Annotated in this window: 17 protein-coding genes; 12 read left to right on the top strand and 5 right to left on the bottom strand. The window is 72.5% G+C overall.

Features of this window, described 5'->3' with window-relative positions; genetic code table 11:
* The first annotated feature begins 57 nt into the window (after positions 1 to 57).
* Positions 58 to 1089, top strand: coding sequence for a DMT family transporter (locus CLM62_RS19935; RefSeq protein ID WP_179382154.1), 1032 nt, complete (start codon positions 58 to 60; stop codon positions 1087 to 1089).
* 557 nt (positions 1090 to 1646) lie between these two features.
* Here CLM62_RS19935 and CLM62_RS19925 read toward each other — a convergent pair.
* Entirely contained in the window at positions 1647 to 1841 is a 195-nt protein-coding gene (locus CLM62_RS19925) for a hypothetical protein (RefSeq protein ID WP_095751252.1), read from the bottom strand.
* A gap of 54 nt (positions 1842 to 1895) precedes the next feature.
* Positions 1896 to 2861: an AraC family transcriptional regulator gene (locus tag CLM62_RS19920; protein WP_095751251.1), complete on the bottom strand. Its 966-nt coding sequence runs from the start codon at positions 2859 to 2861 to the stop codon at positions 1896 to 1898.
* 136 nt (positions 2862 to 2997) lie between these two features.
* On the opposite strand from CLM62_RS19920, the gene CLM62_RS19915 reads away from it, so the two are divergent.
* From CLM62_RS19915 to trpC, 10 genes are all read left to right on the top strand, one after another.
* The gene (locus CLM62_RS19915; RefSeq protein WP_095751250.1) at positions 2998 to 4296 is read left to right on the top strand and encodes an FAD-dependent monooxygenase; all 1299 of its coding nucleotides are present in this window, start codon (positions 2998 to 3000) and stop codon (positions 4294 to 4296) included.
* Positions 4297 to 4385: 89 nt separating this feature from the next.
* Positions 4386 to 5885: a 4-hydroxyphenylacetate 3-hydroxylase family protein gene (locus CLM62_RS19910; RefSeq protein ID WP_095751249.1), complete on the top strand. Its 1500-nt coding sequence runs from the start codon at positions 4386 to 4388 to the stop codon at positions 5883 to 5885.
* On the top strand, positions 5872 to 7311 hold the full coding sequence (locus tag CLM62_RS19905) for an MFS transporter (RefSeq protein WP_095751248.1): 1440 nt from the start codon (positions 5872 to 5874) through the stop codon (positions 7309 to 7311). Before CLM62_RS19910 ends, CLM62_RS19905 begins: the two co-directional genes overlap by 14 nt.
* A gap of 73 nt (positions 7312 to 7384) precedes the next feature.
* Entirely contained in the window at positions 7385 to 8305 is a 921-nt protein-coding gene (locus CLM62_RS19900; RefSeq protein WP_095751247.1) for an SDR family oxidoreductase, read from the top strand.
* Between the two features lie 88 nt (positions 8306 to 8393).
* Positions 8394 to 9830 carry a polyketide synthase gene (locus CLM62_RS19895; protein WP_095751246.1) on the top strand — a complete coding sequence of 479 codons (1437 nt, stop codon included), beginning with the start codon at positions 8394 to 8396 and terminating at the stop codon, positions 9828 to 9830.
* Positions 9831 to 10002: 172 nt separating this feature from the next.
* Complete coding sequence (locus tag CLM62_RS19890) at positions 10003 to 11124, top strand: monodechloroaminopyrrolnitrin synthase PrnB family protein (protein ID WP_257003939.1); 1122 nt, start codon at positions 10003 to 10005, stop codon at positions 11122 to 11124.
* Positions 11121 to 12404 (top strand): flavin-dependent oxidoreductase, encoded by a 1284-nt coding sequence (locus CLM62_RS19885; RefSeq protein WP_095751245.1) that lies wholly within the window; start codon positions 11121 to 11123, stop codon positions 12402 to 12404. The genes CLM62_RS19890 and CLM62_RS19885 overlap by 4 nt, the downstream gene beginning before the upstream one ends.
* On the top strand, positions 12401 to 13060 hold the full coding sequence (locus tag CLM62_RS19880) for a DsbA family oxidoreductase (RefSeq protein WP_095751244.1): 660 nt from the start codon (positions 12401 to 12403) through the stop codon (positions 13058 to 13060). The genes CLM62_RS19885 and CLM62_RS19880 overlap by 4 nt, the downstream gene beginning before the upstream one ends.
* Complete coding sequence (locus CLM62_RS19875; protein ID WP_095751243.1) at positions 13057 to 14685, top strand: FAD-binding oxidoreductase; 1629 nt, start codon at positions 13057 to 13059, stop codon at positions 14683 to 14685. Before CLM62_RS19880 ends, CLM62_RS19875 begins: the two co-directional genes overlap by 4 nt.
* The gene (trpC, locus tag CLM62_RS19870; protein ID WP_179382153.1) at positions 14682 to 15521 is read left to right on the top strand and encodes an indole-3-glycerol phosphate synthase TrpC; all 840 of its coding nucleotides are present in this window, start codon (positions 14682 to 14684) and stop codon (positions 15519 to 15521) included. The genes CLM62_RS19875 and trpC overlap by 4 nt, the downstream gene beginning before the upstream one ends.
* Before the next feature lie 239 nt (positions 15522 to 15760).
* Here trpC and trpD read toward each other — a convergent pair whose 3' ends face one another.
* Positions 15761 to 16819 carry an anthranilate phosphoribosyltransferase gene (gene trpD / locus CLM62_RS19865; protein WP_095751242.1) on the bottom strand — a complete coding sequence of 353 codons (1059 nt, stop codon included), beginning with the start codon at positions 16817 to 16819 and terminating at the stop codon, positions 15761 to 15763.
* A 146-nt stretch (positions 16820 to 16965) separates the two neighbouring features.
* Here trpD and CLM62_RS19860 point away from each other — a divergent pair, with 146 nt between their 5' ends.
* Positions 16966 to 18360: a PLP-dependent aminotransferase family protein gene (locus CLM62_RS19860; protein WP_095751241.1), complete on the top strand. Its 1395-nt coding sequence runs from the start codon at positions 16966 to 16968 to the stop codon at positions 18358 to 18360.
* Positions 18361 to 18499: 139 nt separating this feature from the next.
* On the opposite strand, the gene CLM62_RS19855 is transcribed toward CLM62_RS19860, so the two are convergent.
* Positions 18500 to 19087: an aminodeoxychorismate/anthranilate synthase component II gene (locus CLM62_RS19855; protein ID WP_095751240.1), complete on the bottom strand. Its 588-nt coding sequence runs from the start codon at positions 19085 to 19087 to the stop codon at positions 18500 to 18502.
* A complete protein-coding gene (locus CLM62_RS19850) occupies positions 19084 to 20619 on the bottom strand; it encodes an anthranilate synthase component I family protein (protein WP_095751239.1) in 1536 nt (511 codons plus the stop codon). The genes CLM62_RS19855 and CLM62_RS19850 overlap by 4 nt, the downstream gene beginning before the upstream one ends.
* Positions 20620 to 20854 lie beyond the last annotated feature (235 nt).

The raw sequence follows: 20854 nt of genomic DNA, 5'->3' as shown, positions 1-20854 counted from the left end.
ATTCCCGGTAAGGAATATCGATTGTGCTACGAGGTGGGGCGCACCATCGTGGTCCGCATGAGTTCCGTCACCGCCTCCCGCTCCGGCCCCGCCCTCGACTGGCGTCTGCGCTTCGGCGTCCTCGCGCTGATCTGGGGCTTCAGCTTCCTGCTCATCAAGGTGGGTACCGAGGGCTATGCCCCCTTCCAGGTCACGCTCGGCCGCCTGGTGTTCGGCACGGCGGTGCTCGCCGCGGCGATGGCGGTCAAACGGGAACGCCTCCCGCGCGGGCCACGCACATGGGGTCATCTCACGATCGCCGCGTTCCTCCTCAACGCGCTGCCCTTCTCCCTCTTCGCCTACGCCGAGCTGACGATCCCTTCCACCCTCGCGGGCATCTGCAACGCCACCTCGCCGCTGTGGGGCATGGCGCTGTCCCTGGTCGCCCTCTCCGAGGACCGCCCGACCCGGGTCCGGGTCGCGGGGCTCGGCCTCGGCTTCCTCGGCGTCCTGACGGTCCTCGGAGCCTGGCAGGGCTTCGACGGCCTGGACGCCACGGGCACGGCGATGGCCCTGCTGGCCTCGCTCAGCTACCCCATCGGCTGGATCTACGTCCGCCGCACGCTGGCCGGCACCGGCCACTCGCATCTGTCTCTGACCGGGGCTCAGTTGCTGCTCGCCACCCTCCAACTGGCCGTGGTCACACCCTTGTTCACCTCCCTTCCTACCCATCTCCCGATCGTGCCGCTGCTCGCGATCGTCGCCCTGGGCGCCCTCGGCACGGGAGTCGCCATGCTCGTCCAATACGGCATCGTCGCCGAGGTCGGCCCGACCACGGCCCAGATGGTCACCTACTTCGTCCCGGTCATCGCCACGGCCGCCGGCGTCGCGATCCTCGGCGAGACCCTGACCTGGTCGACACCCGTGGGCGCGGCGATCGTGCTGGCGGGGGCGGCGCTGACACAGGCGAGGCCCGGGCGGGGGCACCGGCGCGGCGGGGCCGACTCGGAGCCCTGGCGGGAGGGTCGGCCCGGCGGGGCCGACTCGGACTCCGCGCCGACGGCCGGGGGCGGCGGCGCCGGGGCCACGTCTGTGCCCGGGGTTCGGTAGGGGACCGGCGTTTGAGAGGGGCAGGGGCTCGGGAGGGGGCTGGGGCTCGGGAGGGAAGCGTGGCTCTGGAGGGGGCCGGGGCTCGGGAGGGGGCCGGGGCCGGGTACTGAGGCCGGCTCCGCGTCCATGCCTGGTGCTCGGGCCGGAGACGAGGCCGACTCCGCGTCGACGGCCAGGGGCTGAGGCCGGGGCTGAGGTGGGCTCCGGGTCCACGGTCTCGACCGGGGGGAGCAGAGGCCGACTCCGCGTCGACAGACGATGCTCGGGGTCGGGTCGAGGGCCGGAGCCGGGTCAGGGCGGGCGCTGAGTCGAGGGTGGGCCGCCACAGAATCTTTTTGCGGGCCCCGGCGGCATGCTGGTGTGCACGCACGATCGTGGAGTCCACCGAGACGGCCCCGTTGAGGTCCTCGTCGGCGTCGGCCTTGGCCATGAGGGCGGTGAACACCCGCTCCCAGGTGCCGTCGAGGGCCCACATCCGCAGCCGGTTGTGGACGCCTCGCCAATTGCCGTACTTCTCCGGCAGGTGAACCCAGTGCGATCCGCTCTGGAACTCCAGGTCAGGTCGTCTGCCCTGTGCGGAGCCGCCGCACGTCCCGTGCGAGCGCGTACAAGGCGCTGAGGAAGATCACAGCTCCAGCGGCGATCCAGAGAGCCGATGCCCCGGAGCGGTGCTCGCGAACGGCACCGACGAGCAGCATCATGCCGGCAAGGACGCCGAAGGCCGAGATCAGAACGCTGATGCGGTTGGACACATGGACATCATCAACGACAATCTCGGCCGGCGGGAGTGATCCGAACGAACCGGCCTAGCCGTCATCCCGGACCTGCCGTACGAGGCGGGTCCTGGACGCCCCGCGGGAGCGGAAGTCACCGGGGGTCATGTCGAACTCCTTGCGGAACGCGAGGTGGAATCCGACCTGGCTGCGGTAGCCGATGCGCTGGGCGATGTCCTGCTGCGGCACGGAGGTGTCCGCCAGCAGTCGTCTCGCCTCCTGCAGGCGGCGCACCGTCAGATGCCGCATGGGCGGCTCGCCCACCAGTTCCCGGAACATCTGCGAGAACGTCGAGCGGGACATGCCGGCCTCACGGGACAGGGACTCCACCGTCCAGGGCTCGGCGTAGGAGCCGTGGATCGCCATCAGCGCCTTGCTGATGCCCGAGTGGTGCAGCGCGCTCAGCGCGGGTGACTCCTCCGCCAGTTGCTCCATGGCGATCCGCAGGGAGAGCACGAACACGGTTTCGAAGGCCCGTAGTGTCACGAGCCGGGAGCCGGGCGCCGTACGCCCGATCTCGAAGGGCAGGGAGTCCAGGGTGCGCAGCAGCAGTGGCTCACCCTCGAGCATGTGGCGCCGCAGGACGATGATCCGGGGCAGGGCGCTGTAGAGCCCCGGCTCGCCGATGGCGCTGTAGTGCAGGCTCGCGCAGAGCATGCGTGTGCGGTACGGCGGTGTCCCGACCCTGACGACGCCGGACTCTCCGGGGCGGCAGTGCGGCACCAGGGCGGACAGTGGTGTCGCCTGTACGCCGTACTCGGCGGCGAAGGTGTGGGCGGTGCCGTGCGGGAAGATCGCCAGGTCACCCTCGTGCAGTTCCACCGGTTTGGGGTCGTCGCCGAAGGTTATGGCACAGGAACTGTTGAGCATGTAATGAACTATTGCGCAATTGTCGTCGTGGCCCTTGACTCCCCAGGTTCCACCGGCCTCCCACATGCTGTGAAAGATGTCGGTGAGCCACAGCGGGCGCAGCAGCTCGCTCAGTACGTCGTCATGCACGGACGATCCTTGGGACGATCCTTAAAGCGATTCGGCTCATGATTAATTGATCGTAGCCATCGCTCCCAGAACGATGAGAGGCGAAGCCGGGCTGTTTGGCCGGTTTACGGGGTTGAAGTTCTGGGGGACGCGTTCCATGAAGTTTCTGATTGCCGGTGCCGGCATCGGCGGCCTGACCGCCGCACTGAGTCTCCATTCCGTCGGAATGCGCGACGTGCGGGTCCTGGAGGCGGTGCCGGAGATTCGCCCCCTGGGGGCCGGGGTGAATCTGCTGCCCAACGCGGTGCGCGAGCTGGCCGCCCTGGAACTGGCCGAAAACGTCGCCGGCCTGGGTGCCGATCTGACCGAACTCGGCTACTACAACCACCTCGGACAGGAGATCTGGCGCGAACCCCGCGGCCGGGCGGGCGGCTCCCGGTGGCCTCAACTGGCGCTGCACCGCGGTGCCCTGCAGACGGCCCTGGCCGACAGCGTCCGCGCCCGCCTGGGGAACACGGCGATCACCACCGACGCGCGTGTCACCGGCTTCACGCCCCTGCCCGGCGGGGGTGTCGAGGTGAGTGTGGCTCACCGCGCCGGCGATCGGCCGACGGAGCGGATCCGGGCGGACGTGCTGGTCGGGGCCGACGGGTTGCGGTCCGCCGTACGGCAGGCCCTGTACCCGCAGGAAGGGGAGCCACGCTTCAACGGCACCGCCGTGTGGCGGGGGGTGACGCGCAGTGCGCCCTTTCGCGGCGGTCGCGCGATGGTCGTCATGGGGGACGGCCGCTGGAAGGCGGTCGTCTACCCGCTGGCCGTACGCCCAGATGCGGACGGCCTGGTTCCGGTGAACTGGGCGGTCTCCCGCACCGTACCGGAGGAGCCCGTGTCCCTGGATGCCGCGCCCGCTGCCGCCGACGACGGCTTCCCCGCGGCGGTGACCGGCTGGCGGTGCGGGGATCTGCGGATGGCCGCGCTCGTGGCGGACTCCGCAGCGGTCGCGTCCTTCCCCATGCTCGACCGGGACCCCGTGCCACGCTGGTCGTTCGGCGCGGTGACCCTGCTCGGGGACGCCGCGCACGCCATGGCCCCGATGGGTTCGAACGCGACGACCCAGGCGGTGCTGGACGCCCGTAGCCTCGCCCATGCCCTGGCCACCTACGACGACCCGGTCGCGGCACTCGCGGCGTACGACCGGGACCGCCGGCCCCGGATGAACCGGCTGCAGCTGCTCAACCGGGCCAAGGGGCCGGAGGTCGTGATCGATCTGGTCCACGAGCGGGCCCCGGAGGGCTTCGGACGGGTGGAGGACGTGGTCCCCACCGACCGGCTGGCCCAGGTGGCCCGCGCGTACTCCCGCGCCGCCGGCTTCGACGTCGCGTCCGTCAACGCTCCTTCGCCCTACGGCCGCCCGATCCGGCCGCACCGGCCGCGCACCGCCGTGCGCGAGCGCTGAGGCGACCGCTCGAGCGGGCCCGCTCGGCGCCGGCCCGCCCCCGTTCCACTTCCCACCGCCCATCACCAGCACCCTGTGTCAGGAGAGACATGACCCGCAGCGGCCAGGAATACCTCGAATCACTACGCGACGGCCGTGCCGTCTGGCTCGACGGTGAGCTGGTCAAGGACGTCACGGAGCACCCCGCCTTCCGCAACACGGCCCGCTCGATAGCGCACCTGTACGACATGGCGCGGGACGCGGAGCTGCGGGAGGTGCTGACGGTGCGCCCCGAGGGGCAGGACAGGGCGGTGCTGCGCGCCTACCACGTGCCGCGCACGCAGGCCGAACTGGTCGAGCGGCGCAAGGCGTTCAAGACCTGGTCCGAGGCCAGCTTCGGCTTCCTGGGCAGGTCGCCCGACTACATGGCCGCGGGCATCGCGGGCTTCGTCTCGACGCCGGAGATCTTCGCCGGGGAGACCTTCGACGGACGCGACAACCTCGCCGCGTACCACCGGCGTATGACGGAGGGCGACCTCTACCAGTCGTTCACCATCACCAACCCCCAGATCGACCGCACCAGGGCGGCCAGCGAGCAGGAGGAGGACGACCTGTACGTGCGGGTCGTCAAGGAGCGCGACGACGGCATCGTGGTGCGCGGCGCCAAGATGATCGGCACCGGCGCGGTGTTCGGTGACGAGATCATCGTCGGCACCATCGAGCCGTTGCAGCGCCAGGACGTCGAGTACGCGCTGTGCTTCTCCGTGCCCCTCGACACCCCGGGGCTGAAGTTCATCTCCCGGACCTCCTACGAAGGCCAGGCCCGCAGCGTCTTCGACAACCCGTTGTCCGCCCGCTTTGACGAGAACGACGCGCTGCTCGTCTGCGACGACGTCTTCGTGCCCTGGGAGCGCGTGCTGACCTACCGGGACGCCGACACCACCTTCCGGATGTGGTGGTTCACGCCCGCCTACAACAACTTCGTCCACCAGGCGGCCACCCGTTTCTGGACCAAGCTGGAGTTCCTCACCGGGCTCGCGATCCTGATCACCCGGGCGAACAACACCTATGATCTGCCGCCCGTGCAGATGCAGATCGGCCGGCTCATCGGGTGGCTCAACATCGCCAAGTCGATGGTGCTGGCGGCCGAGACGACGTACGAGCGGGTGGGCGGCGAGGGCGGTGCCGTGCACATCAACCGGGAGATCGCCTCGGCGCACCGGGCCATGGCCGGTGACCTCTACCCGAAGGTGCTCGCCGAGATCAAGATGCTGGCGGGCGGCGGTCTCATCCAGCTCCCGGCCTCCGGCTACGACCTGAAGCACCCCGAACTCGGTCCGCTGGTGGCCAAGTACGTGCGCTCGCCCGGCACCCCGGCGGAGCAGCGGATCAAGCTGCTCAAGCTCGCCTGGGACGCGCTGGGTTCGGAGTTCGCCGCACGGCACGAGCAGTACGAGCGCTTCTACCACGGCGCTCCCCACGTCTACCTGCCCGGCATCGTGCGCGACGGCAACCCGGACCTGCTGGCCGCCTTCACCCAGTCGTGCCTGGACGGGTACCAGCTGGACGAGCTGCCGGGCGGTACGGGAGGTCTCGATGGCGGGCGCTGACCGTCGGCGGGCGCTGGCCCTGCTCGCCTGCACCCAGTTCGTCCTGATCCTGGACACCTCGATCATCAACGTGGCGGCGCCGTCCATCGGTGAGGGCCTGGACATCTCGCCCGCCGCGCTGTCCTGGGTGGCCAACGCCTACCTGGTCTCCTTCGGCGGGCTGCTGCTGCTCAGCGGTCGCGCCGCCGATCTGCTGGGGCAGCGCAGGGTGTTCGTGGCCGGTCTGGGCGTCCTCGCGGCCGCCTCGCTGCTGGGTGCCCTCTCCGGCAGCGCCGCCCTGCTGATCACCGCCCGCGCGGTGCAGGGCGTCGGGGCGGCCATGGCCGGGGCGGCGGCGTTCGCCCTGATCCTCACGCTGTTCGAGGACGGCCCGGAACGGCACCGGGCACTGGGCGTGTTCGCCGCGATGGCCGGTGCCGGTGGCGCCGCGGGCACCGTGCTCGGCGGCGTGCTCACCAGTTGGCTGGGCTGGGAGTCGACCTTCGCGCTGAACGTGGTGGCCGGCATCGCCCTGGTCCTGCCCGTGCCGCGGCTGCTGCCGCCCGGTAAGTCCGGCGGGCGCGAGCGCGGCTTCGACGTGCCCGGCGCGGTGGCGGTCACCGCCGGTCTGGGGCTGCTGGCCTACGCCGTGGTCAACGCGGGCGAGGCCGGCTGGAGTTCCACGCCGACGCTGGCCACCGGGGCCGCCGCCGTCGTTCTGCTTGCCGCGTTCGTCCTGGTCGAACGCAGGGTGGCGCACCCGCTGGTCCCGCTCGCCGTGCTGGGCAGGCCGACGCTGCGGCTGGCCAACATCCTGGCCGCGCTGTGGCAGATGTCGCTGTTCCCGATGTTCTTCCTGGTGAGCCTGTACCTGCAGGCGGTGCTCGGGTACGAACCGGTGCTCGGCGGCCTCGCCCTGCTGCCGCTGTGTCTGGTCGTCATCACGGTCGCCTCCACCGCGGACCGGCTGATCGGCCGGTTCGGCCTGCGCGCGGTGATGGGCGCCGGGTTCTTGCTGGTGGCCGTCGGCATGGCCTGGCAGTCGCTGCTGTCGGCCGACGGCTCCTTCGTGGCGGACGTCCTGCCGCCGAGCCTCGTGCTGGGCGTCGCGCTGCCGCTGGTCTCCATCACAGCGAACGTCGCGGCCACTCTCGACACCCGCGAGGAGGAGGCCGGCCTCGCCTCCGGGCTGGTCAACACCAGCCTGCAGTTCGGCTCCGTGCTCGGTCTCGCCGTCCTGTCCGGTGTGGCCGCCGCACGCACCGACGCCTCCTCCGCGCCGCACGACGTGGCGCTCACCGACGGCTTCAGCACGGCCTTCCTGGTCGGGGCCGTGCCGGCCCTGGTCGCGCTGCTGCTCACCCTCCGGCTGCGGCTGCCCGCACCGGACGCCCCGGCACCGCCGGAGGCGAGCACCGCCGCCGAGCACCGGCGCGCCGTGCCCTGATCGCGCCCGCCCGGCCCGCCCGGTCCGGGGACCGTGCGCCCACTGAAACGAACACCACGAGGAAAGGCACGACATGACACAAGAGCACCGCAAGCGCGTCCTCGTAACCGGAGCCAATGGTTTCCAGGGCGGTGCGGTGGCCCGGCTGCTGGCCGACCAGGGGCACGAGGTCCGCGGCCTCGTCCGGGACGAGGCGAAGGCCGCGGCGGCCTCGGCCGCCGGGGTCACGCCGGTGCGCGGCGACCTGGGCAGCATCGAGGACCTGCGCGCCGCCTTCCGGGGCGTCACGCACGCGGTCGTCGTGATGCCTCTGGAGTACGACCCCGAGACGGTGGCCGGCTACGCCCGCAACATCGCCGAGGCGGCCCGCGAGGCCGGGGTGCGACGGCTGGTCTACAACGTCAACACCCCGGTGCCCGACGAGACCACGCCGTACGCCGGTTTCGAGACGCGCCGCCTGGCGGAGGAGGTGCTGCGGGCCGGTGAGGTGCCCGTGGTCGTGGTCAGGCCGCCGGTCTACCTGGAGAACCTCTTCAGCCCCTGGAACGGACCCGCGATCGTCAACGACGGTGTCCTCGCCTACCCGCTGCCCGCCGAGCAGCGCGTGGCGTGGATGTCGCACGACGACCTCGCGCGTGTGGTGGCCCGGGCCCTGGACGACGACGTGCCGGCCGGGCAGGTGCTGCACGTCGGCGGCGCCGACGTGCTCACCGGTCCGGAGCTGGCGGCCGCGTTCGGGCAGGCCCTGGGCCGTGAGATCCGGTATGTCCCGCTGGAGGTCACACAGTTCGAGCAGGGGCTCGCCCAGTTGCTCGGCCCCGAGGCCGCGGCGGGGGTCGCGGGGATCTACCACTACGCCGGTACGGGCCGGGCGGGCGACCTGCTCGCTCCGTCGCCCGCTGCCGTGGAGGCCGCGCTGGGTGTGCGGCTCACGCCGGTGATCGAGTGGGTCAAGGCACAGCCCTGGGAACACTGGGCCCGGTCCGCCGGGTGACCCACGGCCGTGACCGGGGCGCGCGCCCGAGCGGGCCGCGCCCCGGCAGACGGCACGTCGGTCGGACAACGTACGGGGGGGAAGAGAAATGTCACGCCACAGCAGTCGGATCGTTGAGGGGCGCACGCCGGCCCCCGTCGCCGTGATCGGTGTCGGGTGCCGCCTGCCGGGGGCGCACGGCCCCGGGCAGCTCTGGGAACTGCTCCGCTCGGGCCGGGACGCGACCCGTTCCGCTCCTGAGGACCGGTTCCCGGCCGGGACGGTGGTGCCGGCCGGGGGAAGGCGCGGTGGGTTCCTGGACGGGGTCGAGGAGTTCGACGCCGGGTTCTTCGGCATCCTGGACGACGAGGCCGCCGTGATGGATCCCCAGCAGCGTCTGCTGCTGCTCACGGCGTGGGAAGCGCTCGAGGACGCGGGAGCCGACCCGCGGCGGCTCAGGGGCAGCCGCAGCGCCATCTTCGTCGGCCAGTCCCACGCCGACCACTGGGAGCGGCTGCGCGAGGCCCGGGCCGGCGCGCTCGACCTGGACTGTCTGGTCGGAGGCCACCAGCGCTCGCTGCTCGCCGGCCGGCTCTCCTTCCACCTCGGCCTGCACGGGCCCAGCGTCACCCTGGACTGCGCGCAGGCCTCGTCGCTGGCCGCGGTCCACCTGGCCTGTCTGAGTCTGCGGGCGGGCGAGTCGGAACTCGCCCTGGCCGGCGGCGCGAACCTGCTGCTCGGGACCACGGCCACCGACGTGTTCGACGGCGCCGGTGTGCTCTCCGGCGAAGGGCGCTGCCGCTTCGGGGACGCCGACGCGGACGGTTTCGTCCGGTCCGACGGCGTCGGTGTCGTCGTCCTCAAGGCGCTCGACCGCGCCGTCGCCGACGGCGACCCGATCCGCGCGGTGATCCTGGGCAGCGCCATGAGCCACGACGGCGCGACCAAGAAGCGCGTCACAGACCCCTCCGCCGACGGCCAGGCCCTGGCGATGCGCTGGGCCTATCAGGACGCCGGGATCGCGCCGGGCGACGTCGGGTACGTCGAGGCGCACGGCACCGGCACCCGTATCGACGCGGTGGAACTCGGTGCCCTCACCGAGGTGCTGGCCGAGGGACGCCCGCCCGGCCGACCGTGTCGGGTCGGCTCCGTGAAGACCAACGTCGGGCACTGCGAGGCAGCCGCCGGCGTCGCGGGGCTCATCAAGGCGGTGCTGTGCCTGGAGTACGGACAGGTGCCGCCCAGCCTGCACTTCCGCGCACCCTCACCGCTGGTCGACTGGGACCGGCTGCCCCTGGTGGTGCCGACGTCCCCGCAGCCTCTGCCCTCCGTCCCCGGCCGGCCCGCGATCGCGGCGGTCAACGGGCAGGGCATGTCCGGAACGAACGTTCATGTGGTCCTCGGCCGGTGGGCCGGCTCCGCCACCCGGCCGTCCCATGACGTGCCGGAGACGTTCCCGGACGGACTCGGAGCTCCGCCGCCTCACGAGTGGCACCTGCGCTCCTATCCCCTGGCCGGCGCCGCACCGTCGCCGCACGGGGACTGATCCGGCCCTCAGCACTCCGCGCCACCTGTTCATTTGCCGGCCACCTTCCGTTCCTTCGGCCACCGCCACACCGTCGTCGCCGCCGCGCGCGTGCGGGGACGCGGTGTGCCCTGGCAGGCCCGGGACGGCCGGCCGCCGATGTCCGTAAGTGACGATTCTGTTTGGAGACACGTTGACCCGCACGCTTGAAATCGAACTCGGCAGTTCCATACGCACGGCGGTGATCCGGGAACTGGACCCGCTCGCCGCCGACGCACTCTGCTTGGGCATGCGCCGCCACAACGAGCACGCCGACGTTCCCGCCCTCGTGACGGCGGTGCGCGGCCTGGTGCCCTCACTCGACGAGGTCGCCGGGTACTCCGTGGAGGCCTGTGTGGCCGCGATGCGCGACCTCGGCATGTTCCTCGGCTCGATCAAGCGGCACGGCCCGGAGCCGGTGCCCCTGGTCCCGGAGGTGCTGCCCGTCCTGCTGGAACTGGGACGGCGCACCGACATGGTGCCCCGTGACACCGTGCACCACTACACCACCTGGAACCCGACCGGCGGCCGCCAGCGGATGTACACGGGAGACATCCAGGAGGCCTATCTGCAGGAGTCCGTGCGGATGGTCTTCCCGCACCTGCGCGAGGGTCTGGAACTGGCCGAGCGACTCAGCGACTCCGACGTCGCCGATCCCAAGTTCGCCGTGCTCACCGACGAGTTGACCGCCCACGTGGAGACGATGGTCTCGTCGATCGACATGGTCGTGGCCAACGTCAGCCCGGAGTTCTTCGCCCGGGACCTGCGGGCCTACTTCGAGGAGATCACCGTCGGGGGCCGTGTGCTGCTCGGTCCGGCCGCCGCGCAGGTTCCGCTGTGGCTGATCGACCAGGCGATCTGGGCCGCGGACAACAGCGAGCCCGAATATGAGGAGTTCCTGCGCGACTCGGTGCCCTACAGCCTGCCGCGCTGGCGTGAGCTGTACGACAACTGGACGGGCATCCCGTCGGTGGTGACCCGGCTGGTGGAGGCGTACGGCGACGACCCGGACGGCGCCGAGCGCCGTATGCCGGGCCTGCGGCCGTCCGCCGAGGCGCTCGCCCGACTGCTGCGGGTGATCATCGTCTTCCGCGGTCGCCACCTGGGCATCGCCCGCAAGGCCTACGACGCCGATCTGCGCCTCTACCCGGTGGGCAGCGGTGGTGCCAGCGTGGATCTGCTGCGGCAGATCGTCGACCTCACGCGGGCCACCGCCCAGCTGACCCGGCGCCCGGCTCCGTCCGCCGCCGCGCGTGCCGAGCGGAGGCCGGCGTGAGCATCCTGATCGCGGGCGCCGGCATCGGCGGCCTGACCACGGCACTGAGCCTGCACGCTGCGGGCGTGGGCGACGTACGCGTCCTGGAGTCGGTGGCGGTGATGAAGCCGCTCGGGGTGGGGCTGAACATCCTGCCCAACGCGGTCCGGGAACTCGCCGAACTCGACCTGCTGGACGAGCTGCTGGAGGTCGCGCTCCCGACCGGGAGCCTCGGCTACTACAGCCGTCACGGACAGCTCATCTGGCGGGAGCCGCGCGGTGTGGCGGCCGGTTACCGCTGGCCGCAGCTGTCCGTCCACCGCGGCCGGCTCCAGACCGTGCTGGCGGACGCGGTGCGCCGCCGGCTGGGACCCGACGCCATCGTGACCGACGCCAGGGTCGAGGGGTTCGCCCCGCGCGAGGACGGCGGGGTCGACGTGCGGGTGCACCACCCGGCCGCCGGTCGGCGCTCCGAGACGACGGCGGGCGCGCTGATCGGAGCGGACGGCATCCACTCGAAGGTCCGCGCCTGTCTTTACCCCAAGGAGGGGCCGCCGCCCTGGAACGGGCTCGTGGTCTGGCGTGGCACCACCTTCGCCCCGCCGTTCCTGGACGGCCGGTCGATGATCATCGCCGGGGACGACCGGCGGCGTGCCGTCGTCTACCCGATGTCCGCCCCCGACGGGCCGGACGGTGCGGTGCTGATGAACTGGGCCGTCGCCCGTGCGGCCGACCCGGAGGCCGTCTTCGAGGACGCCGACTGGAACCGCGCCGTAGCGCCCGAAACGTTCCTGCACCACTTCGCCGACCTGGCCTTCGACTGGCTCGACGTGCCCGCGCTGATCCGCACGGCCCGGGAGGCCTACGTCTACCCCATGGTGGACCGGGACCCCCTGCCCCGGTGGACGCACGGGGCGGTCACCCTGCTCGGTGACGCCGCCCACGCCATGTACCCGATGGGGTCCAACGGTGCCACCCAGTCGATCGTCGACGCCCGGGTGCTGGCCCGTGAACTGGCGCTGCGGGACTCCCCCGCCGCCGCCCTGGCCGCCTACGAGGCCGAGCGCCTCCCGGTGCTGACGCGGATCCAGGCCAGCGCCCGGCGCCGCGGCCCCGAGGTGGTCATCGACCTGGCCCACGAGCGGGCGCCCGGTGGGTTCACGGACGTGGCCGAGGTCTTCCCCGGAGACGAACTCCAGTCCATCTCCGCTGAGTTCGCCCGGCTGGGCGGCTTCGACCCCGAGACGGTCAACACACGCGCCTCGCTGGCCGTCCCGACCCGTGCGGGAGGCCCGCGATGAGGATCGACATCTGGTCCGACGTCTCCTGCCCCTGGTGCTACATCACCAAGCGGACCTTCGAACTGACGCTGTCGGCGTCCGGGCGCAGTGACGCACAGGTGGTGCTGCACCCGTACCAGATCGACGGGGAGCAGCCCGCCCGGCCCGTCCCGATGCTCGAGTGGCTGGCGGGAAAGTACGGCGCCGAGCGTGCCGCGGAGATGGACAAGGAGGTCACCGCGGCCGGCCCCCGCCACGGCATCGCCTTCCGCAACGCCACGGGCTTCGCGGTCAACACCCTGGACGCACATCGACTGCTGTGGTGGGCGGGCCGTAGCCACGGGCGGCCGGTGCAGAGCCGGCTCGAGGAGTTGCTGTTCGCGGCGTACTTCACGCAGAGCGCCGACATCTCCGACCACGACGTGCTGCTCTCGCGCGTCGAAGAGGCCGGCCTGGACCGAGGCCGGGCCGCCCGGCTGCTGGCCTCCGACGAGGCGGTGGCCGAGGTGCGCGCGGAGGTCCGCGAGGCGCGGGCCCGGGGCATCACCGTCGTCCCCCGCTTCGAGTTCGCAGGCGGTCACGTGGTCGAGGGCCCCCAGGAGGACCCGGAGGTCTTCCTGCGGGCCCTGACCGGCCAGGCGGCGGTCCCCACCAGTACTCAGGGAGAACACCAGTGAGCACTCTCACCCGCCGTGGCTTCGTCGGAGCGACGGCACTGATCGGCGCGGCCACGGCGACCACCGGTGCCGTCGCGGCCCCGGCCGCGGCCCGGGTGGTGGCGGCCTCCGTGGAGGCCGCCACCACCGTGCGGCCCGGCAACGCCCAGTACGCCGACCTGGCCCGGGGCGTCAACCAGCGCTGGGTCGGCACCCCGGACTGGATCGCGCTGCCCCGCTCCACGGACCAGGTGGTCGCCGTGGTGCAGCAGGCGCTCGACGCCGGCAAGCGGGTCGCGGTCAGGGGCGGCGGGCACTGCTTCGAGGACTTCGTCGGCAACGGCGACGTCCGCGCGGTGATCGACCTGTCGGCCATGAACACCATCCACTACGACGCCCGGCGCCGGGCCGTCGCCGTGGGCGCGGGCGCACGGCTCGGCGAGGTCAACGAGCAGTTGTTCAAGCGGTGGGGCGTGGCCCTGCCAGGCGGCGCGTGCCCCACCGTCGGGGTGGGTGGCCACGTCAGCGGAGGCGGCTACGGTCCGCTGAACCGGACTCTCGGACTCACCGTGGACCATCTGTACGCCGTGGAGGTGGTTGTCGTCGACTCCTCCGGCACCGCACACGCCGTCGTGGCCTCCCGGGACGACAGGGGCGCGCTTCGCGAGCTGTGGTGGGCGCACACCGGCGGGGGCGGCGGCACCTTCGGAGTGGTCACGCGTTACTTCTTCCGCAGTCCCGGCGCGGAGGGCGCCGTACCGCAGCGGGCCCTGCCCGCTCCGCCGTCCGAGCTGCTCGTGGGCACGGTGGTGTGGCCGTGGCAGGACCTGGACCAGGAGTCCTTCGTCCGGCTGCTGCAGAACTACGGCGCCTGGCACGTCGCCCACAACACCCCGGGCGATCCGGAGGCCGACCTCTACAGCCATCTGGCCGTCTTCCACCGCTCCGGCGGGGCAGTGGCGCTCAACGTCCAGCTCTCCGCCCTCGCCGGCGACCCGGAGCGGCGGCTGGACGCCTTCCTCGCCGCCGTCGGCCGCGGTGTCGGCGCCCGGGCGCGGACCGTCGAGCGGCACCGGCTGCCGTGGCTGATGTCGACGCAGTGGTCCGGCTTCGCGGACCGCCCCACCGGCAAGCGCATCAAGGGCAAGTCCGCCTACCACCGCACGACCTTCGACGACGCGCAGGCCACGGCCCTGCACCGGCACCTGACCCGTTCCGACTACGACCACACCGGCAGCGGACTACTGATCGCCCCGTACGGCGGACGGGTCAACGCCGTCGCCCCGCACGAGACGGCGCTGGCCCACCGGGACAGCGCGCTGATGCTGATGTACGTCAGCGAGTGGGCCGCCGCGGCAGACGACGACCGCCACGTGGGCTTCCTGCGCGAGCTGTACGAAGACGTCTACGCCGGCACCGGCGGTGCCCCGGCCCCCGGCCGCAGCACGGCGGGCGCCTATGTCAACTACGCCGACACCGACCTCAAGGACCCCCGGCGCAACCGGTCGGGAGTCTCCTGGCAGGAGCTGTACTTCGGCTCCAACCACGCCAGGCTGCGCGAGGTGAAGCGGCGCTGGGACCCGCGCAACGTGTTCCGGCACGCCCTGTCGGTCGAGCCGGCGCGACAGCGGCGAGGTGTGCGATGACGGTGCTCGACGAGATCCTGGAGGGCGTGCGCGAGGACCTCGCCGAGCGGCTCAGGGCGGTCTCCCCGGCCGAGGTGCGGGAGCGGGCCCTGGCCGCCGGGCCCGCCCTCGACGCCGCGGCGCTGCTGCGCTCCCCCGCCGGGCTGCGGGTGATCGCGGAGGTCAAGCGGTCCAGCCCGGCGCGTGGCCGGCTCGCCACGATCGACGACCCCGGGGCTCTGGCCGCCGCGTACGAGGGCGGGGGCGCCGCGGCGATCAGTGTGCTGACGGAGGGCCGTCGGTTCGCCGGCTCGCTGGGTGACCTGGAACGTGTGCGGTCCGCGGTGCGACTGCCCGTGCTGCGCAAGGACTTCGTCGTCGATGCCTACCAGGTGTGGGAGGCACGGGCCCACGGGGCGGACCTGGTACTGCTCATCGTGGCCGCTCTCGACGATCCGCAGCTGGCCGATCTGCTGGCCGTGGCGCGGGAGGCCGGGCTCACCGCGCTGGTGGAGGTCCACGACGAGTCGGAGGCGGAGCGGGCCGTCGCCGCCGGGGCGGGCGTGATCGGCGTCAACTCCCGGGATCTGCGCACCCTGCGCATCGATCCGGACGTCTTCGGGCGGATCGCACCCCGGCTTCCGGACGGTGTCGTACGGATCGCCGAGTCCGGGGTGCGCGGCCCGCGGGACGCGGCACGCTACGCCGCCCTCGGTGCCGACGCGATCCTGGTCGGCACCTCACTGGTCACCGGCGACGATCCGGGCGCGGCGGTCGCCGCACTGGTCGACGCCGGCCGGCGCGCCCCGATGCCCAGCGCGCCGGAACCACCCGGCACGGCTCCTACCCCCGCATGAGAAGCCGTGCCGAAACCCCGGTGTCCGGGAGCCCCACATGGCTCCCGGACACCGGGTGGTGGCCTCACGTCCCGCCGGGTCCAGGCCGGCCCGGCTCAGCGTGCCTCACCAGGCTCACGAACACCCGGCGGCCGGTCCTGACTCCGCCGTGTCCCGGGCGACACGATTCACCGGGCCCCGCCACGCGCCCGGCCACCGGGCGGTGCAGCCACGTCCCGCCGCATCCCGGCCGACCCGACTCATCGCGCCCCGGCCCGCTTGCCGGTGATGGCCGCCCAGCGTTCGAGTACGGCGGCGGCCGCGCCGGAGTCGATGGACTCGGAGGCCTGGCGTACTCCGTCGGCGAGGCGGTCGGTCAGGGGCGCCGGCGAGGGGTGCAGGGCGGCCAGGCCGGCCGCTGCCGACAGGAGAACCGCGTCACGGACCGGTCCCCGCGCTCCGTCGAGGACGTCGCGGGCGATACGGGCGTTGTGAGCGCGGTCGCCGCCGCGCAGGTCCTCGGGGCGCGCCGGAGGGAACCCGAGGGCACGGGGGTCGAACAGCTCTTCCCTCGCCTGTCCGCCGTGCACGGTCCACACCCGGGACGTCGTCGTCACCGTCAGCTCGTCCATCCCGTCGTCACCGCGGAAGACCAGGGCCGACACGCCGCGCCGAGCCAGCACTCCGGCCACCAGCGGCAGGGCGTCGGCGGCGGCCACCCCGACGGCCTGCGCCGCGGGGGCGGCGGGGTTGCACAGCGGGCCGAGGAGGTTGAACACCGTGCGCACTCCCAACTCCCGGCGTGTCGCGGCGGCGTGCCGCAGTGCCGGGTGGAAGACGGGAGCGAAGCAGAAGGTGATGCCGGCTTCCTCGGCGACCTCCTCCACCTCGTGCGCCGGCAGGTCGAGCACCACGCCCAGCTCCTCCAGCACGTCCGCGGAGCCGCACTTCGACGACGCCGAGCGATTGCCGTGCTTGACCACGCGTGCCCCGGCGCCGGCCGCGACGATCACCGACATGGTGGAGATGTTGACGCTGTGCGATCCGTCGCCGCCGGTGCCCACGATGTCCAGGGTCCGGCCCGGCACCCGCAGGGGCAGCGCGTGCCGGAGCATGGCTCGGGTCAGCCCCTCGACCTCGTCGACGGTCTCACCCTTGGCCCGCAGCGCGATCAGCAGGCCGGACAGCGCGGCGGCGCCGACCTCCCCCGCCATGATCTGTTCCATGGCCCAGTCGGTGTCGTCGGACGTCAGGCCGCCGCCCTCCAGCAGCGTCTCGAGCAGGGCGGGCCAGTCTCGAACCTTCGGCCGTGCGGTCACGGGAATTCTCCTCGTCGGCACCGGATGAATGTCGCCGCCCAGTGTGTGCGTGCCGAGCCGGGTCGGCCAGACCAATTCCCCGGCGTAACAACGGTCCAAGAGCCGGACCACGAGAGGAGCGGCAAACGCGTTGGGAAGGAGGATGAATGCCCCTGCATTTGGCGGTGAACATCTCCCGGGATTCCGATGAATCCCTCACCTCTCAGATACAGAAGTTCATCAAAAAGGAAATCCAGCAAGGAACCCTGCACCCCGGCACCCGGCTGCCGGCCACCCGGCGGCTCGCCGAGGACCTCCGCATCTCCCGCAGCGTGGTCGTCGAGGCGTACGCGCAACTCGCCGCGGAGGGGTATCTGGAGGCGGCGCGGGGAGCGGGCACCCGGGTGACGGGCCATCTGTCCCGTGACGCGGTGGTACCGGCGCTGCTGGACGAGGGCCCGGTGCCCGCGGTGCGCTGGGACCTGCGTCCGGGCGGCCACAACGCCCCCGGCGTGCCGCACAAGGAGTGGCTGACGGCGTATCAGCGCGTCCTGCTCTCCCCGAAGTCGCGCGGCACCTCCTATCCGTCGCTCGCGGGTGAGCCTGAGCTGCGCGTCGAACTCGCCCGCCACCTCGGGCGGCTCCGCGGGGTGCGGGCGACGCCGAGCACCGTGCTGGTGGTGGGCGGATTCGCGCAGACGCTGGCCCTGCTGTGCGCCGCGCTGCCCGCGACGGGCATCACGGAGCTGGCGGTGGAGGACCCCTGCCACCCGGGACAACGCCGCTTCGTCCAGGACAGCGGCATGCGCGGGGTGCCGGTGCCGGTGGACGACGAGGGCATAGACGTCGACGCGCTCGCGGCGACCCGGGCACGCGCCGTCCTCGTCACCCCGGCCCACCAGTTCCCGACCGGAGCCGTGCTCTCCGACCGCCGCCGCGAAGCGCTCGTGCGGTGGGCGCGGGCCGTCGACGGCTGGGTGATCGAGGACGACTACGATGGCGGGCTCTGGTACGACGACCAGCACCCCCGGCCCCTGGCCCTGCAACGACTGGAGCCGGAACGGGTGATCTACGCCGGCACCGCCAGCAAGCTCCTCGACCCCGGCCTTCGGCTCGGCTGGCTCACCGCTCCCGAGGAACTGCTGCACCGGCTGCTGCACGTCCGTGGCCGGCACGACCTCGGCACCGAGTCGTTCACCCAGCTCGCCCTTGCGGACCTGCTGCGCGGGGGACTGTTCGACCGGCACCTGCGCAGGCTCACCGAGCGGTGCGCCGCCCGGCGCGAGGCTCTCGATCAGGCGGTGCGCGCCCGGTTGCCCGGCGCGACGGTGCTCGGGCCCGCCGCGGGCCTGCACGCCTACGTCCGTCTCCCGGCGCACACCGACGAGGCGGCGCTGGTGGCCGGTGCGCTGCGCCGCGGTGTCCTGGTGCGCGGCGGCGCGGCCTTCGGCGCCGTTCCCCGCCGGGAGACGCCCGCACTGGTCGTCGGGCACGCCCATCTGCCGCTGTCCGGGGTGAGCGAGGCGTTCCAGGAACTCGGCGCCGTGGCCGGCCGGGGGTGATCTGCGCGGGTGGTGCCGGCCGACGGTGACCGGCACGGGGGCAGCCGGTCGTGACCGGCGTGGAGTCAGCCCACAGCGACCGACACCCCGCTCAGCCCGCGGCAACCGGTGCCCTGCTCCACGGCCACAGGCACCCTGCTCACCCCACGGCGACAGGCGCCTTGGTCATGTCGAGGAAGTTCTCGAGGATGCGCAGGCCACCCGTGGTCATGATGCTCTCGGGATGGAACTGCACGCCGGCCACGGGGAGCGAGCAGTGGCGCAGGCCCATGACGTAGCCGTGGTCGACACAGACCGCGGTCGTCAGCAGCGGCTCGGGCAGTGGCTCGGCGACGACGAGCGAGTGGTAGCGCGTGGCCTCCAGCGTGTTGCCGAGTCCCTCGAAGAGGCCGGCGCCGTCATGCCGTACGACGCTGGTCCGGCCGTGCATCACCTGCTGCGCCACCTCGATCCGTCCTCCGTACGCCAGAGCGATCGCCTGGTGCCCCAGGCAGACGCCCAGCAGGGGAACGCTTCCGGCGAACCGGTGGACGAGTTCGACGTGGCCCGAGTCGGCCGGGTGGCCGGGGCCGGGCCCGAGGACCACCGCGTCGGGGGCCAGGGCGGCCAGCTCCTCCGGGGTACGCGTCCGCGACCGTACGACCTCCGTCCGGGCGCCCAACGTGCCCAGATACTGGTCGATGATGTGCACGAAGCTGTCGTACGCGTCGATCAGCAGCACCTTCACGGCAGCAACTCCTCTCCGGTGAGCGCCCAGTGGGCGGCCCCCATCTTCGCCAGCGTCTCCCGCCACTCGGCCTCGGGCTCGGACTGGGCCACGAGACCGGCGGAACTCTGTGTGGAGTACGTGGCGCCGTCGTACTCGATCGTGCGGATGCACAGGGCCAGTTCGCTCCAGCCGCGCACGTCCAGCAGGCCGACCGCGCCCGCGTAGCCGCCCCGGGGCTCGCTCTCCAGTTCGTCGATGATCTCCATGGCGCGGATCTTCGGCGCGCCGGTCATCGTGCCCGCGGGGAAGGTCGCCCGGACCGCCTCCCACGCGCTGACGCCGTCGGCGAGGCGGCCCTTGACCGTGGACACGAGGTGGAAGACGTGGGAGTAGGTCTCCACGTCCATCAGCCGGTCCACCGGCAGTGTGCCGGGCCGGCAGACCCGGCCGATGTCGTTGCGGCACAGGTCCACCAGCATGATGTGCTCGGCCTGTTCCTTGGTGCTCTCCCGCATCTGCTTGACGCGCTGCTGGTTCTCCTCGTCGTCCGCGCCGCGCGGGGCGGTGCCCGCGATGGGGCGCATGGTGATCTCGCCGTCCTCGATGCGGAAGAACAGCTCGGGGCTCGCTCCGATCAGCAAGGTGTCGCCGCGCGGCGCCAGGTACATGTACGGCGAGGGGTTGCGGGCCCGCAGCCGCCGGTACACGGCCTCGGGCGCCAGCTCGGTGCGGACGTCGACGCGGTGACCGATCTGGATCTGGTAGATGTCCCCGACCCGGATGTGCTCCAGGCAGCGGTCCGCCCAGCGCAGGAACGTCGCCCGGTCCACGCTGTCGTGCACCGACCGCGGCCGGGGCGCCTCGGGCACGGGTGCCACGCCCTCCCGCCCGGCCGCCCGCCGGGCGATCTCCAGCAGTCCGGGATCGTGCCGTGCGACGAACTCCGCACTGTCGGCGCGTAGTTCGCTGACCGTGCCGTCGGTGCGGTCGTACCACACGGTGTGCCGGAAGACGGTGAGCGTGATGTCCGGGCCCCGCGGCGGCTTGGTCCGCTCGCCCAGGTCCTCCATGTACCAGGTCGACTCGTAGGCCAGGCTGGTCAGGAACCCGAAGGACCAGCTCTGGGGGGACAGGTCCGTCCGCACCTCGAACAGTTCGCTCCGGGCTGCTTCCAGGAGCGCCCACAGCTGCTCCGGCCGCTCGGCGCTCAGCTCGGCGAGGAGCCCTCGGCTCCCGGCCGCCGCGGGGGTGGCCGCCCGGCGCAGTCCGAGGTCCTCGGCGTGTTCCAGCAGCGCTCGGCCGAGCGTCGGCTCGCCCGTGAGGCGGACGGTCACCTCGCGCGTGCCTCCGCGGATGACCCGGATGTCCACCAGGCGCCCGCAGCCGACGACCGCCCGGTCGGGGTCCCGTCCGGTGCCGGAGGCGTTCTCGAGGAGGAAGACGTCGTCGGCCGGATGGGTGCGGCGCAGCTCTTCGTAGAGGTCGAGCGGGTCGTGCGCCGGCAGCCCGGACGCCGTGACGCGTACGTGGATCGGTGCGCTGCGCCCCATCGTGTGATTCCCCTCGGTTATCGCACTGTTCACAATTTCCCGCCGGCTCCGCCGAATTGGGTTCGGCGGCGGTGCCGGGGAGGTACCGATGGACAGCGAATCAGAGGCGACACGAGGGCGGCCAGACCAATTCGGGTGCGTGGAGCCGGTCCAATTCCGTAAGAGCTTGACGGCAAAAGGGGCGAGGAATTGGAGTGAGATGCCATGGCTGAGGGAGGGCGATGTGGAACGCTCC

Source organism: Streptomyces sp. SA15, from assembly GCF_002291145.1.
In the GTDB taxonomy this organism is placed as follows: domain Bacteria; phylum Actinomycetota; class Actinomycetes; order Streptomycetales; family Streptomycetaceae; genus Streptomyces.
Note: the sequence above shows the minus strand (reverse complement) of the source record. Positions and strands in the feature narration are given on the sequence as shown.

What these genes read in the sequence shown, in the direction of transcription:
- CLM62_RS19850 (WP_095751239.1), bottom strand. Translation starts at nt 20,619, where the DNA reads ATGGGGCGCAGCGCACCGATCCACGTACGCGTCACGGCGTCCGGGCTG.
- trpC (WP_179382153.1), top strand. Translation starts at nt 14,682, where the DNA reads ATGACGGTGCTCGACGAGATCCTGGAGGGCGTGCGCGAGGACCTCGCC.
- CLM62_RS19905 (WP_095751248.1), top strand. Translation starts at nt 5,872, where the DNA reads ATGGCGGGCGCTGACCGTCGGCGGGCGCTGGCCCTGCTCGCCTGCACC.
- CLM62_RS19935 (WP_179382154.1), top strand. Translation starts at nt 58, where the DNA reads ATGAGTTCCGTCACCGCCTCCCGCTCCGGCCCCGCCCTCGACTGGCGT.
- CLM62_RS19915 (WP_095751250.1), top strand. Translation starts at nt 2,998, where the DNA reads ATGAAGTTTCTGATTGCCGGTGCCGGCATCGGCGGCCTGACCGCCGCA.
- CLM62_RS19880 (WP_095751244.1), top strand. Translation starts at nt 12,401, where the DNA reads ATGAGGATCGACATCTGGTCCGACGTCTCCTGCCCCTGGTGCTACATC.
- CLM62_RS19910 (WP_095751249.1), top strand. Translation starts at nt 4,386, where the DNA reads ATGACCCGCAGCGGCCAGGAATACCTCGAATCACTACGCGACGGCCGT.
- CLM62_RS19860 (WP_095751241.1), top strand. Translation starts at nt 16,966, where the DNA reads ATGCCCCTGCATTTGGCGGTGAACATCTCCCGGGATTCCGATGAATCC.
- CLM62_RS19900 (WP_095751247.1), top strand. Translation starts at nt 7,385, where the DNA reads ATGACACAAGAGCACCGCAAGCGCGTCCTCGTAACCGGAGCCAATGGT.
- CLM62_RS19895 (WP_095751246.1), top strand. Translation starts at nt 8,394, where the DNA reads ATGTCACGCCACAGCAGTCGGATCGTTGAGGGGCGCACGCCGGCCCCC.